The sequence below is a fragment of the Staphylococcus sp. acrmy genome, from assembly GCF_022690565.1.
In the GTDB taxonomy this organism is placed as follows: Bacteria; Bacillota; Bacilli; order Staphylococcales; family Staphylococcaceae; genus Staphylococcus; species Staphylococcus caledonicus.
Genome location: NZ_JALCVE010000014.1, coordinates 1 through 15,142, shown reverse-complemented (window position 1 = coordinate 15,142; position 15,142 = coordinate 1). Strand labels below are relative to the sequence as shown.

Here is a 15,142-nt window from a genome sequence, read left to right as displayed (position 1 = left end):
TAAAAATATTATTAAACCAGAAGACACAGTAATTAATTTAAAATGTGGTTTTTCAAAATAATTTGGAAAGGAGTTTTTGTTTGTGATAATAGAGCAATTAAAACAAGAATTAGAATTAAATACAGTAAATAGTATAGAAGTTTATTTTCATTCTGGAGATTCAGTAATTGCAAGAAAAATAGACTATTCACAAAGTTCTGAAAAAATTATTAAAGTACTTAATCCAGTGCCTATGTATATTAATTTAGAAAATGTAACATACATTCAGTTAAGAGAAATGTAATAATGTAGATAGCATGGTTCTGTTGCAAAGTAAAAAAATATAGCTAACCACTAATTTATCATGTCAGTGTTCGCTTAACTTGCTAGCATGATGCTAATTTCGTGGCATGGCGAAAATCCGTAGATCTGAAGAGACCTGCGGTTCTTTTTATATAGAGCGTAAATACATTCAATACCTTTTAAAGTATTCTTTGCTGTATTGATACTTTGATACCTTGTCTTTCTTACTTTAATATGACGGTGATCTTGCTCAATGAGATTATTCAGATATTTCGATGTACAATGACAGTCAGGTTTAAGTTTAAAAGCTTTAATTACTTTAGCCATTGCTACCTTCGTTGAAGGTGCCTGATCTGTAATTACCTTTTGAGGTTTACCAAATTGTTTAATGAGACGTTTGATAAACGCATATGCTGAATGATTATCTCGTTGCTTACGCAACCAAATATCTAATGGATGTCCCTCTGCATCAATGGCACGATATAAATAGCTCCATTTTCCTTTTATTTTGATGTACGTCTCATCAATACGCCATTTGTAATAAGCTTTTTTATGCTTTTTCTTCCAAATTTGATACAAAATTGGGGCATATTCTTGAACCCAACGGTAGACCGTTGAATGATGAACGTTTACACCACGTTCCCTTAATATTTCAGATATATCACGATAACTCAATGCATATCTTAGATAGTAGCCAACGGCTACAGTGATAACATCCTTGTTAAATTGTTTATATCTGAAATAGTTCATACAGAAGACTCCTTTTTGTTAAAATTATACTATAAATTCAACTTTGCAACAGAACCTTCATTACTTTATATGCTGTTACATGGAACGTTATGCTTATCTTTTGAACTAATGATAAAAAAGACGCCTAATTTTAGGCGCCTTTTTAATAATCTACTAACTACTTATTATATCTAATTTTACTTGCTAACTTAGCTACTGTTTTATTGTCGTAGGGTTTAATATAGACTGTTTCAATATTCTCCTCTATTGCTTTTTTTGTTATCTTATTCATTTGACTATAATCACTATTTTGTGAATTTTCCCATTTATAAGGGATATTATTATATACATTAATTGTTCCATCACCATTACTGCTATATGTTACAGACCCACCAGCTCTCATAGGAGCTTCTAATTTCACAACTTTTTCTTTATAAATTGCACTATTTTTGGCTTGTGGATTTACTTTTGAGCCTTTTGGTATTTCTGTAACATAAACATTTTTAATACCTTTTAAATCATTTCTTGTAGATATTAACTGATACCAAACTCGTGCATATTCAATTTCTTTCGAGTTAAAATTATTTAAGTAACTTTTATTTTTATCAGTAGATTGTTGCTTCTTATTACTATCATTATTTTTTTCTTGTTTTTTATTATCATTTTTTTCTTTATTTTGTTTATTACTACTTTCTGAATTATCCGCACTATCAGATGTGTTAGTTTTTTCGTCAATTTCATTTGATGCTTCATTATCTTTGTTTTCTGAGGTGTTAGTATCACTAGAATTATTATCATTGTGATGTTCTGAATCGTTATTATTACAACTCACTAAAATTACCGATAAACTAACAATTAATATAGGTAAAATGATTTTTTTCATATTACAACTCCTTTTCAGTATTTCAAATTAGATTATGTTAATATTTTTTCAGCAAGAAAACGTAAATTACATGAGTTGAAAAATATGTATTAAATATATAATAAAATAACCACATGTTTTACATAAACACGGTGGTTATTTTATCAATTTTTATATTGCCTTTTTTCTGAATATTAAAAGACTTATACCTAATATTAGTAGTCCAGAAGCGCCAATTATTGACAATATATCACTTTGGTTGCTTTCTCCTGTTTCTGGTAATACTTGAGAGTTTGAATCTTGATTTTTCATTCCTTCAGAACTCTTGTTTTTATTTTCAGTTACAGGTGTCAACACACCTTGAGGTGTATTAATAGTTTTATTTTCTTCATTAGCTATCTTTTGACTTTCATTTTTTACAATTTGATTATATTTTTCTGTGGATACACTATTAGGGTTAGGAACATGACTTTCTAATTCTTGGTATTCTTCTTGAGTCATACCATTAGGTATCACCCCTCCGAAAGGTCTTTTACCTTGTTGAGTTCTCTCATTATTTTGTATATCAGTACTTTGTGATTGATATTCATTAAATACACTTGAAACTTTCTCATTATACTCGATTTGAGTTAATTCCCCTGAATCTTTCTGTTTAGAAAGTTCACTTATTTGATTTTGTGCAGATTGTGGGAGGGATGAAGTATTGAAGTCTACATTAGCCCAACCATCTCCATTTGTATCTGCGCTATTTGGTAAGTTCTCTCCGTATACGGTTTTGGCACCATCCTCAGCATTGGCTGTCGCTGAAAAACCTGTGAATGTTAATGAGCTAGCCAATAATAAAGTTGGAAGTAATGATCGTTTTTTCATAAAATTATCTCCTTTAATAGAATTTGTATTTTCATTATCACATAGATACATTAAACATAAAATGACTTATCGGAAGCTAACTATTATCGCATATTAAGAGATGATATAATATACAGGTCGCCTATCTCTCAGGCGTCAAATTTAGACGCAGAGAGGAGGTGTTATTCATGCTAGAAATTCTTGTTCACATCACGACCACAGTCATCAGTGGTTGTATTGTTGCGTTATTTACGCATTGGCTACGTAATCGCAACGATAAATAGGCGACTATAGCCACACCTAAAAATCCCCTCACTATTGCCGTAGTGAGGGGATTGGTGTATTCACGCTAGAATTCTTGTTAATCATATTATAACACTGGTTAGTGGAGAAATGCAAAATTACTTCTTGTGATAATTTAATCAATCAGAAGAAATATGTTAAATAGCAATCTGCTAAATCGAGGGATAAAATTAAATTCTTATGATGGAATTTCAGTACGTTTATTACTATGTTTTCTTACAATAGCTGCAGTTAAACTAGATATTGCGCCAAATATAATAAAGCCAATCATCATCCATATAGTTGAATTCATTTCAATATGACTACCCATGTAGATAATTTCTCTAAGGGTATTTGTATAATGTGTGAATGGATCAATTTTATAAACCCAACCTTGATATGCTTTAGGTAGCATTTCTTTAGGTAATGTGACTAATTGCATACTAAAGAACATTAAAATGACAAAGATTGGAATAGATTTCATTCCTAACCAGACCATAATACCTAGAATTAATCCGATAAATCCAAGTATTGAAATAGCTAAGAAGAGTGCTACTCGGTTTGTATGATTAAAATCAAATCCTAATACACCATGCATGAAGTACACATAAGCGAAACTTGCAGCAAATGCTGTGATTACAGCTAATAACATTTGGCCTAATGATGCAATAATTCTGTGTTGAATTTTAAAGTTATTACTTGTTCTGAAAGCAAAGAATAATAATACAGATGTTACAAGTGATCCCATCCATACTGGCATGAACATTAAGAACGGTGCATTACCGCCAGCTTGATGGTCTTTAACTTTATGAATTTCTTTATTATCAACTTTAACAGGATTTGTAATGCCTTTAATATCTGAGGCACTCACTTTAACGTCTTGTTTTTCTAATGTGCTAAGACTTTGTGATGTAATTTGTTTATTCAAATTATCACCCATGCCATCAAGCACATTACCAGTAATCGTAGCTGCTTGCAAGCTTGCACCTTTATTTACAATAGCTTTAAATGTTGCTTGTTTCACATCAACTTTTTGGTTACCCATTTTTTGTTGCATTTGTTGAACGGCAGCTGCAGGGATTTCACCTGATTCAACTTTTTCTTTCATTTCTGCCTTTTTACTATCCATCACTACTTTTTGTGTTTTACTCATTGCATTTTTAGAAAAGTCTTTATTAAAAATAGCTACCCCATAGTATTTTTCATCTTTAAGACCTTTTTTAATATCTGATTCTTTATCAACTTTAACCCATTTAACTGTATCAGAATCACTATCCATTAATTTATCTTCAATTTTTTTCCCGATATTTACTTTATTACCTTGAATGTCTACACCTTTATCATTGTTTACAACGGCTATTGGCAATTGTTTTGGTTTTGGATTAAACGCTGGATAAAATGCCAAAGAGAAAATAACTAATAATAATATCGCTGCAATAGGTGCAAGCCATAATAGTTTACTTTTAAAAATATTCATGAAATCTAACCTCCTACAATTTATTGAACAATTTGTTGAATATTTAATACTTTGTAAATTATAATGAGATAGTCAAAAATAAACAATAATCAATTATTCAAATACTGTATGTTATTGAACAGATTGTACATTTTTGTCTATTTATTATTAGGAGGTCGATATTTTATGAAAGAAGATAGGAGAATACGAAAGACGAAGTCAGCTATTAAGCGTGCTTTTACTGACCTTTTAAAGCGTAAAGACCTCGACAAAATTACTGTTCAAGATATTTCAGATCAAGCAGATATTAATCGTGGTACATTTTACTTACATTATGAAGATAAATACATGTTATTAACCGATATGGAAGATGAATGTATATCCCAAATTTGGACATCGACTCAATTTAATCAACTCGATATTAGTTCACCAGAAAATACCGCTGAAGATTTTATAAATAATGTTTTGACTAAGGTATTACAACATATCTCTGATAACATGGAGTTTTATCATACGATTCTTCAGCTAGAACGTAAAAGTAGACTTGAAGAAAAAATTCATTCCTTAATGAAAGAAAATATGCAAAAATATATTAGTATTAATCATGAGATTGATGGTATTCCTGAAATGTATTTTCATAGTTATGTTTCAGGTGCTACCATTTCAATTATCAAATATTGGGTACAGGATGATCATCGACTCTCTGTAAATGAGTTAACCAAACATATTTTTAATATCATTTATAATGGGCCGCTACGTATTATGATCCAAAATCATTATGAACGTACTCAATCCAACTGAGACTAAATGAATATGAAAGGAATCATTAACCATGCTAACTGCATATAAACATTCAACAAACAACGACATCGTTGAAACGACTTTAGACCACTCTGCATCATGGATTAATGTTGTAGAACCTGATAGAGAATAAATTGAACAATTAATAGAAACGTATAACTTACCTGAAGATTTTATCCGAGATCCATTAGATGCGGATGAAAGTGCACGTATCGAATATGATGATGACACAGGTTACTCATTTATCATTATTGACTTACCCATCGTCAGTTCAACCAATCGTCGTGTCTTATTATTCGTTACCATTCCATTAGGTATTGTTATTGGAAAAGGACTCATTTTAACAATCTGTGATGCTGAAAATGAATTTTTAGAAAATTATGCGCGACAAGATAAGGATAGATAAAGCTAAAAGAGAACTAGGATTTGTGCTAATGGCACTTAATATAAGAAAAGTAACAGCTCAACGAACTGAAAATAATCAAAAAAATTATAAAAAAGACAATTTCTATATTATTTCAATAGAAATTGTCTTTATTTACTTATCCAAGAACTTTATGTCCCAGCCTCTTCATAAAATAATTATTAATATAGAAAATAGGGGCTATTTATTAAAATCTATAACAATTTTACCAAACGCGCCTTTCATTTGATGTTCATATGCTTCTTTTGCTTGATCAAATGAATAAACCGTATCAATTACAGGATCTATATTTATTTGATCTAAAGCTTTAGTGAAATCTTCAAATGCTCTATGGTGTCCTACATTGATACCTTGGATTCTTGCTTGTTTAGCAAGCAATGAGAATAAATTAACTTCTGCTTCCATATTTTCTAGAAAACCAACAACATATATATGCACTTGGAAAGCTAAAGCTTCTATAGATTTTGCAATACTTGACCCGCCGACCACTTCTACAATATGTTCTACACCTTTACCATTTGTTAATTTTTGGACTTCTTTTTCCCAATCAGGGTGCGTTTTGTAGTTGATTACTTTAGAGGCACCAAGTTCTTTAGCTTTTTCTAATTTTTCGTCACTGCTACTTGTTACAATAACTTCTGCTCCTAATGCTGATGCTATTTGAATTGCAAATATAGAAACACCACCTGTGCCTTGAACAAGAACTTTATCACCTGCTTTAATATTTCCATACTCAACTAATGAGAACCAATTCACAAATGCTGCAACAGGTAGTGTAGATGATTGATTATCTGTATAAGTTTCAGGAGAAAAAACAGTAGCATTTTCATTTAATACCATATACTCAGAAAGCCCACCGTTAACAGTAGCGCCTAATGCATTTAATTATTCATCACCTTTTGGTTTACCTTCTAACCAAGTTGTGAACATATGAGATGTGACACGATCTCCTTTTTTAAACTTAGTAACATTAGAGCCTATCTCTACAACTTCCCCTGAAGCGTCTGAGACAGGAATAAAAGGGAATTTGAGTAAATCTGGTGTATATACACCTTCTACAATTGCAGTATCTCGATAATTAAGTGATACAGAGTTAACTTTAATTAAAATTTGATCTTCTGTAATTTCGGGTTTCTCTAGTTCAACTTGTTTAAGGTTATCTAAACCAAAATTTTCTAATTGCCATGTTTTCATTATTAAAACTCCTATTCATTAGTATTATGGAAAAAGTTATAAAGCACTCACATCGTTATATCGTTAAATGACGATGTGTAAGTGTAAAAAAAGAACTTAATTATAGTTCTTTTTCAATTACTTTACCTATATTTTTAATGACTTGTTCATTCCTTTTATAATATGTCCATTTTCCTAGACGTTTATATTCTATAAGTCCTGCTTTGTTTAATATAGATAAGTGTTGTGATGTAGTAGACTGTGTCATATCTAATTTCTCTGTAATTTGACTGACACAAACGCCTATTTTTACTAAATCAATACCTTCCTGATCACCGAAATTACTTTCAGGGTCTTTCAACCAATCTAGTATTTGAATTCTAGTGGGGCTAGCTAATGCTTTAAAAACTTCTAATTTTTCCATATATCTATAATAAATCGTTGAAAAGCGATATGTCAATATGTTTTTTTACTTTAAGAGAGTGTCCAGAAAATGGTTATTTTCTGGACACTCTCTTTTTATATCTAGATATATATCTATTATACATATTTTAGTGTTCAATAACCCAACAGAAAATCTATGTTCATAAATATGATCAGAATTAAGTTATGGTACAATGAAAATGTATATAGGAGGTTTGTATGTTGAAAATAGGTTATGCAAGAGTTTCAACTGGATTACAGAACTTGGATTTACAGGAAGATCGGTTAAATCAATATGGTTGTGAAAAGATATTTAATGATCATATGAGTGGTTCAAAAAGTAAGCGACCTGGTTTAGATAAAGCCATTGAATTTGCGAGGTCAGGAGATACGATTGTTGTTTGGAGACTAGATAGACTAGGACGTAACATGGAAGATTTAATCACATTAGTTAATGAACTTAATAATCGAGGCGTGAGTTTTCATAGTTTAGAAGAAAATATAACAATGGATAAATCAAGTTCTACAGGACAATTGTTATTTCATTTATTCGCAGCATTTGCAGAGTTTGAACGTAATTTAATTTTAGAACGTTCTTCAGCGGGACGAATTGCAGCTCGTGCTAGAGGACGCTATGGAGGTCGACCCGAAAAATTAAATAAACAAGATTTAAAATTACTCAAAACACTTTATGATAATGGAACACCAATTAAAACTATTGCAGAGCAATGGAAAGTTTCACGTACAACAATCTATCGTTATCTCAATAAGTTAAATAACCAAGAAAATAAAGATAAATAATATTACTAAATTTTAAGAAAGATAAAAATTAGACAGGATACACCCTAATCATACAAAATAAGTTGTTGAAATTATCGCAATTAGAACGTATGATTAGGGTGTATATTAATTATGGAGTGAAGATGAATGATTATAGGTTATGCGAGAGTATCATCGATAGATCAAAATTTAGAAAGACAATTGGATAATTTAAAGACGTTTGGTGTGGAGAAAATCTTTACAGAGAAACAGTCGGGAAAGTCAGTGGAAAATAGACCTGTATTTCAAGAAGCACTCAATTTTGTCAGAATGGGAGATCGATTCGTTGTGGAATCTATTGATCGTTTGGGACGTGATTATGATGAAATTATTGAAACTGTGAGTTATTTAAAAGAGAAAGACGTTCAGTTAATGATTACCAGCTTACCTATGATGAATGAAGTGATTGGCAATCCATTACTGGATAAGTTTATGAAAGATTTAATCGTTCAAATTTTAGCAATGGTTTCAGAACAAGAGAGAAATGAAAGTAAACGTCGACAAGCGCAAGGAATTCAAGTTGCGAAGGAAAAAGGCGTATATAAAGGGCGCCCCTTACTTTATTCACCAAATGCCAAAGACCCACAGAAACGTATTATTTATCATCGCGTGGTGGAAATGTTAGAAGAAGGGAAAGCAATTAGTAAGATTGCGAAAGAAGTTAATATCACAAGACAGACAGTTTATAGAATTAAGCATGATAAGGGATCATCTTGATAAATGGGTCGTCAATGCAAATAAGAGGCTCTCACAGAGTCTCAAAACTCATATTATATTATTGAAATGATCTTTTAATAATTATACAAGAAAAAAGAGAGTGCGAATTCGCACTCTCTTTTTGTGTAGTAATACTATTTAAATTTTTTATCAATAATGAACGTAATTTAGAAATAATATTTATTGGTATTTCAAGAATATATATATAATTATTTACTAAGTCCATTTAAAAAAATTTGAGAGAACTTGTTCATAAGTTTAATTCTTTCATTAATATTTTGTTCATGTGTAAAGGTAACAATTCCATTAACAGCGTTTGCTGCTATTTTACTAACAGCATTAACATCATTAATACACCATTCGCCATTTAAATTACCCTCCTTAAAAATTACATGATAAGCATCTATATATTTGTTTTCTAATTTATTCATTTTTTCATTAATGCTATTAGTTTTATAATATTCAGTGCAAAATTCAATTATTGCGTTTTGAAGTGGATAATAGTATTCGGTTGTTAAAGATAGTTCATTATATAAATAAAATTTTTCTCTATTAGTTTTACATTTGATTTGTTCCTTTTTCCACTGTTCTTGCCATTTAGATTCTTCTATATTTAAAATTTCTAAAAATAGATTTTCTTTTGTTTTAAAGTGATAATAAAGATTCCCTTTACTACTTTCTGATAATTTAACAATTTCTCCAGTAGTAGTGGCATTATATCCATTTTTTATAAATAATTCCTTTGCGACACCTAGTATTTTATCTTTCAAGTTCATCACGCCTTTAATGAGTATTAAGTACTATCAATGATAGCACAAAAAATTCAAAGAATAATTGTATAACACAATACAGCCATTTAAATTTCGCAAGATTTTTTGTTGTAATATGTAAAAAAATAGATTATAATCCTTATAGACCGGTCGAACGGTCTATAAGGATTGGAGGGAACTTAAATGATTTCATTTTTTACAAAAACTACTGATATGATGACATCAAAAAAAAGATGGACTGCACTAGTAGTATTAGCTGTTAGTTTGTTTGTTGTTACAATGGATATGACAATATTAATTATGGCTTTACCGGAATTAGTAAGAGAGTTAGAGCCTTCTGGTACCCAACAGTTATGGATAGTTGATATATACTCTCTTGTTTTAGCTGGCTTTATAATTCCATTGAGTGCCTTTGCTGATAAATGGGGAAGAAAAAAAGCATTATTAACTGGATTTGCTTTATTTGGCCTCGTTTCATTAGCTATATTTTTCGCAGAAAGTGCAGAGTTCGTAATAGCTATTCGATTTTTACTTGGTATTGCAGGTGCTTTAATAATGCCAACTACTCTTTCAATGATAAGAGTAATTTTTGAAAACCCTAAAGAAAGGGCCACTGCATTAGCTGTATGGTCAATCGTTTCATCGATAGGTGCTGTTTTTGGACCAATTATCGGAGGAGCTTTACTTGAGCAATTTTCATGGCACTCGGCATTTTTAATTAATGTACCGTTTGTGATAATAGCAGTTGTAGCAGGTTTATTTTTATTACCAGAGTCTAAGTTATCAAAAGAAAAGTCTCACTCGTGGGATATTCCTTCTACAATTTTATCAATTGCAGGCATGATTGGACTGGTATGGAGTATCAAAGAATTTTCAAAAGAAGGACTAGCAGATATTATTCCATGGGTTGTAATAGTATTAGCAATTACCATGATAGTGATATTTGTTAAACGTAATTTATCAAGTTCTGATCCAATGTTAGACGTAAGACTTTTTAAAAAGAGATCATTTTCAGCTGGTACAATTGCTGCATTTATGACAATGTTTGCAATGACATCTGTTTTGTTATTAGCTTCACAATGGTTACAGGTTGTGGAAGAACTTTCTCCTTTTAAAGCTGGCTTATACCTATTACCTATGGCAATAGGAGATATGGTGTTTGCACCAATTGCACCCGGATTAGCGGCGCGATTTGGACCGAAAATAGTGTTACCTTCCGGAATTGGAATTGCAGCCATTGGCATGTTTATTATGTATTTCTTTGGTCATCCATTATCATATTCTACAATGGCTTTAGCATTAATTTTAGTTGGAGCTGGTACGGCTTCACTAGCAGTTGCATCTGCTCTAATAATGTTAGAAACACCTACATCAAAAGCAGGTAATGCAGCTGCTGTTGAAGAGTCTATGTATGACCTTGGAAATGTTTTTGGTGTAGCAGTACTTGGTAGCCTATCTTCTATGCTTTATCGTGTATTTTTAGATATTTCATCTTTTTCATCAAAAGGTATAGTTGGAGATTTAGCTCATGTAGCTGAAGAATCTGTAGTGGGCGCTGTCGAAGTAGCTAAAGCTACGGGGATAAAACAGCTTGCAAACGAGGCTGTAACATCATTTAATGATGCTTTTGTAGCAACTGCTTTAGTAGGTGGGATTATCATGATTATCATTTCAATAGTTGTCTATTTGTTAATTCCCAAATCACTTGATATAACTAAACAAAAATAGTACTAAACATATATTTTTAGATATTGTAGATTAGTTTATTTTTAAAATTAGTAATAGTTAAAAAGTAGAACCATTAATTTTAAATGGTTCTACTTTTTTATTATTAAGTAAAATTATAAAAGACAATTTCTTAAATTAATAATATGATATACCTATATCTAATAATTTATTAGTATTAATAAACCTTGAAAGGATGATTAACTGATGAATAGAGCAGATATTTTTAAAATATTTGATGTAGAACTTAATATAACTATATTTTTAGGAGCACTAGTAGCAACTTTCATCTATTTTATAAGTTACATGAACAATGTAAATGAATTAATTACATTATGCTTAACATTAGCTTTTCCTGCATATTTATTAAAAATTAGCAGATCGTTCGAGGTTATTTTATTAGAGGAAAAAATAAAAAATAGTAAAATCAAAATCTGTGACAAAGATAGAATTGAACGAGAGATACTGGTGAAAAAGAACCTAATAGATGAACTATTGTTTCCTAATAGAGTTATTAAAAAATATACACTGACAATTTTAATTTACAGTATAGGTATTATTATTCTTTTACTACTTTGTAATATGTTAAGTTATGGAATTGGTGAAAATGTCAATTTTATCTGGAGATTACTAGCTTGTTATGTAACGAGTGTCACAGTGATTATAGTTGCCTTGATTATAATGATAATGATATTTGATCTTATAATTGGATTACTATTAAATTTTCAAATATTTTTAAAAAATAAAAAGTATGATGACTTTTTATAATTATTCGATTTATATAATGAAAAATTAAATGATTAAACATAGAAACCTCAAAACAAACCATATTTAATAGAGTTTATGGCGCCTTATACAAATAAAGGCTATGCTGTTAAAGAATTATGTAGCTATCTTCAGATTAATATGGATGATGTTTATACTATTGGCGATAGAAAATTGATTTACCTATGTTTAATACCCTAGATAATTCTTCTGATAATTTAGTTTTTGTTAGAGTTTAACATAACTGATGATTATCAGAAGTTTCATCACTATAAAAGGTGTATCAAAGATTTATACTCCCTTGATACACCTTTTATATTCATTTTTAATTACCGAAGAATCGACTCCAAAATCCCTTTTTAGGTGGTTCTACCTCCCTATTATCATCAGGATCATTCTTCGTTTCTTCAACGAACTTATCCTCTTTTGTTAATTCACCTTCATCTGTACTGTCATTCTTTTTCTCTTCGGCTATATCCTTGTAATTTACTTCTGTTGGTTGACGCTTTGTTTGTTGTTGGTTGATATTTTGCGATTCTTCAGTAAAAGTTGCTTCTTGCGGATTAATATTTTGTCTATTATTCGTCGCTGTATCAAAAGAATAATTAAGCTGTCTTTCTTCTTCTAATTGACTTTCTAGTTTTTGAATTTTTTTATTGCTTTCTAAAGCTAATATTTGTTGATTCTCCAACAATTTATTTAACGTATTAACATTGCTATTTTGTTGATCTAATTGCTTAGTTAAATTCTCAATATATTTTTCATCATTTTTAGCTCTAGTTTCAAAGATTTCTATTTGCTTTTCTAATTCGTTTACTTTTGTTTTTAATGTCTCAGAACTATTTGAATTATTATATATATTCTTTTCTGATTTTGCAGTATTTTCACCAAACAATTCTTTTTTTACTGATTCTTTATTTTGGATTGTACTCTCTTTCTTAGTAATTTTTTCTATAATTTTCAAATAATCATTATCATCAATATAATTAATCCCATTTTCTTTTTCAAAAGTTATATTTAAACTTTTAGCATTATTAACAATAGTTTGTTTAGTTACACCTAATTCATCAGCAACCATTTTAATAGTTCTCATAACATCCACCCTTAGGTACCTAATTTAGTACCTAAATTTTACCACCTAATGAATTTTATTTCATCAATTACCACTAAATTTACTACCTATTTACTACATATGCACCTAATTAGCTACCTATAATATGTTTTTGGAGCTTAATTAGGTACTAAAACAATGAACTACACATTTTGCCATGGCAATGTGCTTTTAACTACATTTAAAACTCTTTATATACTTTCTTAAAAGTGTTAATATTGCTTTATAAATACTAAAAGAGTCAATGCTATTGGCGTAGCATTGACTCTCGGTAATAAAACGATTCGCACTCGTTTGTTTATATATTTTTTGATACTTGTATTATATCTATCTAATCATCTAAGTGCAAGCACAAAACATATAACTTACGTAAAAATTGTTTTATTACCTCAATCCTAAAAATGGAAATGAGGTTTTTATTATGCCCAATTTTGAAAAATACAATTTATCACAAGTAAAAACTGAAAGGTTTTATCAACTACCTAAATATTTATTCGAAGATGCATATTTTAAAAAAATGTCGGCGGAAGCCAAAATTATGTATGCGTTATTAAAAGATCGCTTTGAATTATCCATCCAAAATGAATGGGTAGATAAAAATAATAACATTTACTTTATTTTCAGTAATAAACATTTGTGCGAATACTTAGGTTATGCAGAACAAAAAATTATAAAATTAAAAAAAGAGTTAATAAGTTTTAATTTATTAACTCAAGAACGTGTTGGCCTTAATAAACCAAATAGATTATATTTATTAAAACCTAATTATGACATTAAAGCCAGTCATAGCAAGGAACTTCCAAATTCACAGTTCCAGAACAATGAATTTGGAAGTTCTAGAACTGTGAATTTAAGTGGTCAAGAACTTCCAAATTCACAGTCTAATGATACTGAGAATAATGATACTGATTATATTAAAACTGAGAGTAATGATACGAATGATTTGAATGATAATAAGCTAACTTTTCCTAGTAATCATACAAATCATTCAAATCACAACAATTCAAACTTTAATAATGAAGCTTTAAAATTCCAATTACTCGAAGAACTACCTCAAAGTATTCAAAGGTATTTAAGTAACTTTTCTGTAAATGAAATTAAAATCATCAAACCTGTATTATTAAAAGCCAAGACGTCCTTTAATAATTCTATTGATACATATTACTTATTAGAAGATATGGAAATAGAAATACTTCATGTTCTTAAACGTTTCAAAGCTATGCTTATTCAAAAAAATGAAACCGTTGAAGCCATGCAAGGGTACTTAATGAAATCCCTTAAGTCTGAATTCGCTGAAATGCATACGCTTAATAAACGACGTGATCATTTACCAATCACTTCTTTATTTAATCAATAATGATTCAATTAGAGAGCATCTTTAAATAGATGTTCTCTTTTTTTATTTACAAGTGGTTGCTAAGGCAACCACCTAGATCAAACGAAAGGTAAGGGAGGGGATAACAAAATAAGATCAACACAATATCACAATATAGCATGCTGCTATTAAAGAAAGGAGGAAGACTTATGAGTACTAAGAAAAAGATTAAAGTTACTTTGGCAATGATTAATGTTCTTTTAACTGCAGTCGAACTTTATCTTCAATGGCAATTGAGTAAATCTGAAAATGAACTGTAGTTAAACAAGTAGGTAGGACTAAAACGTTTCTGTTTTAGTCCTATTTTTTCTATAAATGGTTATTATTCATTTGAAAATGGCTCAAACATGTCGCATAAGATGAAAAATAAAATGATCATTTAACGTTGTTTTAACTTTAAAAATTATAAAAATACTAACCGTTTTTATATTCTTTAGCAATCTTTCGTAGTTATAAAAGTGACTTAATAAAATCGTTTTTGTCATTTATTTTGTTAAAGATTGGAAAGAAAAGGTTGAATTTATTATTCCAAAAAATCAAAATTCAGATTCAATTGATATACATCATAAACAAAAAGTA

Annotated in this window: 17 protein-coding genes and 3 pseudogenes; 11 read left to right on the top strand and 9 right to left on the bottom strand. The window is 29.8% G+C overall.

Annotated features, from left to right (window positions below; genetic code table 11):
• Positions 1 to 82: 82 nt before the first annotated feature.
• Positions 83 to 283 (top strand): hypothetical protein, encoded by a 201-nt coding sequence (locus tag FH144_RS11310; RefSeq protein ID WP_015387322.1) that lies wholly within the window; start codon positions 83 to 85, stop codon positions 281 to 283.
• A 74-nt stretch (positions 284 to 357) separates the two neighbouring features.
• Here FH144_RS11310 and FH144_RS11305 read toward each other — a convergent pair whose 3' ends face one another.
• The 3 genes from FH144_RS11305 to FH144_RS11295 all read right to left on the bottom strand — a co-directional run bounded on the left by FH144_RS11305 (position 358) and on the right by FH144_RS11295 (position 2,743).
• Positions 358 to 1,032 carry an IS6-like element IS257 family transposase gene (locus FH144_RS11305; RefSeq protein ID WP_057518767.1) on the bottom strand — a complete coding sequence of 225 codons (675 nt, stop codon included), beginning with the start codon at positions 1,030 to 1,032 and terminating at the stop codon, positions 358 to 360.
• A gap of 157 nt (positions 1,033 to 1,189) precedes the next feature.
• Entirely contained in the window at positions 1,190 to 1,894 is a 705-nt protein-coding gene (locus FH144_RS11300; RefSeq protein WP_000720620.1) for a hypothetical protein, read from the bottom strand.
• A gap of 150 nt (positions 1,895 to 2,044) precedes the next feature.
• Positions 2,045 to 2,743 carry an LPXTG cell wall anchor domain-containing protein gene (locus FH144_RS11295; protein WP_017175396.1) on the bottom strand — a complete coding sequence of 233 codons (699 nt, stop codon included), beginning with the start codon at positions 2,741 to 2,743 and terminating at the stop codon, positions 2,045 to 2,047.
• Positions 2,744 to 2,910: 167 nt separating this feature from the next.
• Between FH144_RS11295 and FH144_RS11290 the strand changes: the two genes are divergently transcribed.
• The gene (locus tag FH144_RS11290; protein WP_000889979.1) at positions 2,911 to 3,006 is read left to right on the top strand and encodes a type I toxin-antitoxin system Fst family toxin; all 96 of its coding nucleotides are present in this window, start codon (positions 2,911 to 2,913) and stop codon (positions 3,004 to 3,006) included.
• A 197-nt stretch (positions 3,007 to 3,203) separates the two neighbouring features.
• Here FH144_RS11290 and FH144_RS11285 read toward each other — a convergent pair whose 3' ends face one another.
• Complete coding sequence (locus tag FH144_RS11285) at positions 3,204 to 4,481, bottom strand: YhgE/Pip domain-containing protein (protein WP_002488417.1); 1,278 nt, start codon at positions 4,479 to 4,481, stop codon at positions 3,204 to 3,206.
• Positions 4,482 to 4,646: 165 nt separating this feature from the next.
• On the opposite strand from FH144_RS11285, the gene FH144_RS11280 reads away from it, so the two are divergent.
• The 3 genes and pseudogenes from FH144_RS11280 to FH144_RS11270 all read left to right on the top strand — a co-directional run.
• Positions 4,647 to 5,261, top strand: coding sequence for a TetR/AcrR family transcriptional regulator (locus tag FH144_RS11280; RefSeq protein ID WP_002487365.1), 615 nt, complete (start codon positions 4,647 to 4,649; stop codon positions 5,259 to 5,261).
• A gap of 31 nt (positions 5,262 to 5,292) precedes the next feature.
• Positions 5,293 to 5,655 (top strand): annotated as a pseudogene (locus FH144_RS11275) (CorA family divalent cation transporter); the annotation flags it as partial.
• Between the two features lie 4 nt (positions 5,656 to 5,659).
• Positions 5,660 to 5,914 (top strand): annotated as a pseudogene (locus FH144_RS11270) (hypothetical protein); the annotation flags it as partial.
• On the opposite strand, the gene FH144_RS11265 reads toward FH144_RS11270, so the two are convergent.
• The 3 genes from FH144_RS11265 to FH144_RS11255 form a co-directional block, all read right to left on the bottom strand.
• A complete protein-coding gene (locus FH144_RS11265) occupies positions 5,866 to 6,525 on the bottom strand; it encodes a zinc-dependent alcohol dehydrogenase family protein (RefSeq protein WP_002487369.1) in 660 nt (219 codons plus the stop codon). The pseudogene FH144_RS11270 and the gene FH144_RS11265 overlap by 49 nt on opposite strands.
• A gap of 45 nt (positions 6,526 to 6,570) precedes the next feature.
• Positions 6,571 to 6,879 (bottom strand): alcohol dehydrogenase catalytic domain-containing protein, encoded by a 309-nt coding sequence (locus FH144_RS11260; protein ID WP_002487380.1) that lies wholly within the window; start codon positions 6,877 to 6,879, stop codon positions 6,571 to 6,573.
• Positions 6,880 to 6,979: 100 nt separating this feature from the next.
• Positions 6,980 to 7,282 (bottom strand): ArsR/SmtB family transcription factor, encoded by a 303-nt coding sequence (locus FH144_RS11255; RefSeq protein WP_002487367.1) that lies wholly within the window; start codon positions 7,280 to 7,282, stop codon positions 6,980 to 6,982.
• A gap of 221 nt (positions 7,283 to 7,503) precedes the next feature.
• Here FH144_RS11255 and FH144_RS11250 point away from each other — a divergent pair, with 221 nt between their 5' ends.
• Together FH144_RS11250 and FH144_RS11245 are read left to right on the top strand one after the other, a co-directional pair.
• A complete protein-coding gene (locus tag FH144_RS11250) occupies positions 7,504 to 8,082 on the top strand; it encodes a recombinase family protein (RefSeq protein WP_000690624.1) in 579 nt (192 codons plus the stop codon).
• A 126-nt stretch (positions 8,083 to 8,208) separates the two neighbouring features.
• A complete protein-coding gene (locus tag FH144_RS11245) occupies positions 8,209 to 8,817 on the top strand; it encodes a recombinase family protein (protein ID WP_000583527.1) in 609 nt (202 codons plus the stop codon).
• 209 nt (positions 8,818 to 9,026) lie between these two features.
• On the opposite strand, the gene qacR is transcribed toward FH144_RS11245, so the two are convergent.
• Positions 9,027 to 9,593 carry a multidrug-binding transcriptional regulator QacR gene (gene qacR, locus FH144_RS11240; protein ID WP_001832666.1) on the bottom strand — a complete coding sequence of 189 codons (567 nt, stop codon included), beginning with the start codon at positions 9,591 to 9,593 and terminating at the stop codon, positions 9,027 to 9,029.
• A 177-nt stretch (positions 9,594 to 9,770) separates the two neighbouring features.
• Here qacR and qac point away from each other — a divergent pair, with 177 nt between their 5' ends.
• The 3 genes and pseudogenes from qac to FH144_RS12125 form a co-directional block, all read left to right on the top strand.
• Positions 9,771 to 11,315, top strand: a complete 1,545-nt coding sequence (qac, locus tag FH144_RS11235; protein WP_002449598.1) for a QacA/B family quaternary ammonium compound efflux MFS transporter — start codon at positions 9,771 to 9,773, stop codon at positions 11,313 to 11,315.
• Positions 11,316 to 11,519: 204 nt separating this feature from the next.
• The gene (locus FH144_RS11230; protein WP_001077893.1) at positions 11,520 to 12,080 is read left to right on the top strand and encodes a hypothetical protein; all 561 of its coding nucleotides are present in this window, start codon (positions 11,520 to 11,522) and stop codon (positions 12,078 to 12,080) included.
• Positions 12,081 to 12,143: 63 nt separating this feature from the next.
• Positions 12,144 to 12,278 (top strand): annotated as a pseudogene (locus tag FH144_RS12125) (HAD hydrolase family protein); the annotation flags it as partial.
• Positions 12,279 to 12,402: 124 nt separating this feature from the next.
• Here the strand turns inward: FH144_RS12125 and FH144_RS11225 are convergent.
• Complete coding sequence (locus FH144_RS11225; protein ID WP_001829872.1) at positions 12,403 to 13,170, bottom strand: DUF536 domain-containing protein; 768 nt, start codon at positions 13,168 to 13,170, stop codon at positions 12,403 to 12,405.
• Positions 13,171 to 13,609: 439 nt separating this feature from the next.
• On the opposite strand from FH144_RS11225, the gene FH144_RS11220 reads away from it, so the two are divergent.
• On the top strand, positions 13,610 to 14,545 hold the full coding sequence (locus tag FH144_RS11220) for a replication initiator protein A (RefSeq protein ID WP_001829877.1): 936 nt from the start codon (positions 13,610 to 13,612) through the stop codon (positions 14,543 to 14,545).
• Positions 14,546 to 15,142 lie beyond the last annotated feature (597 nt).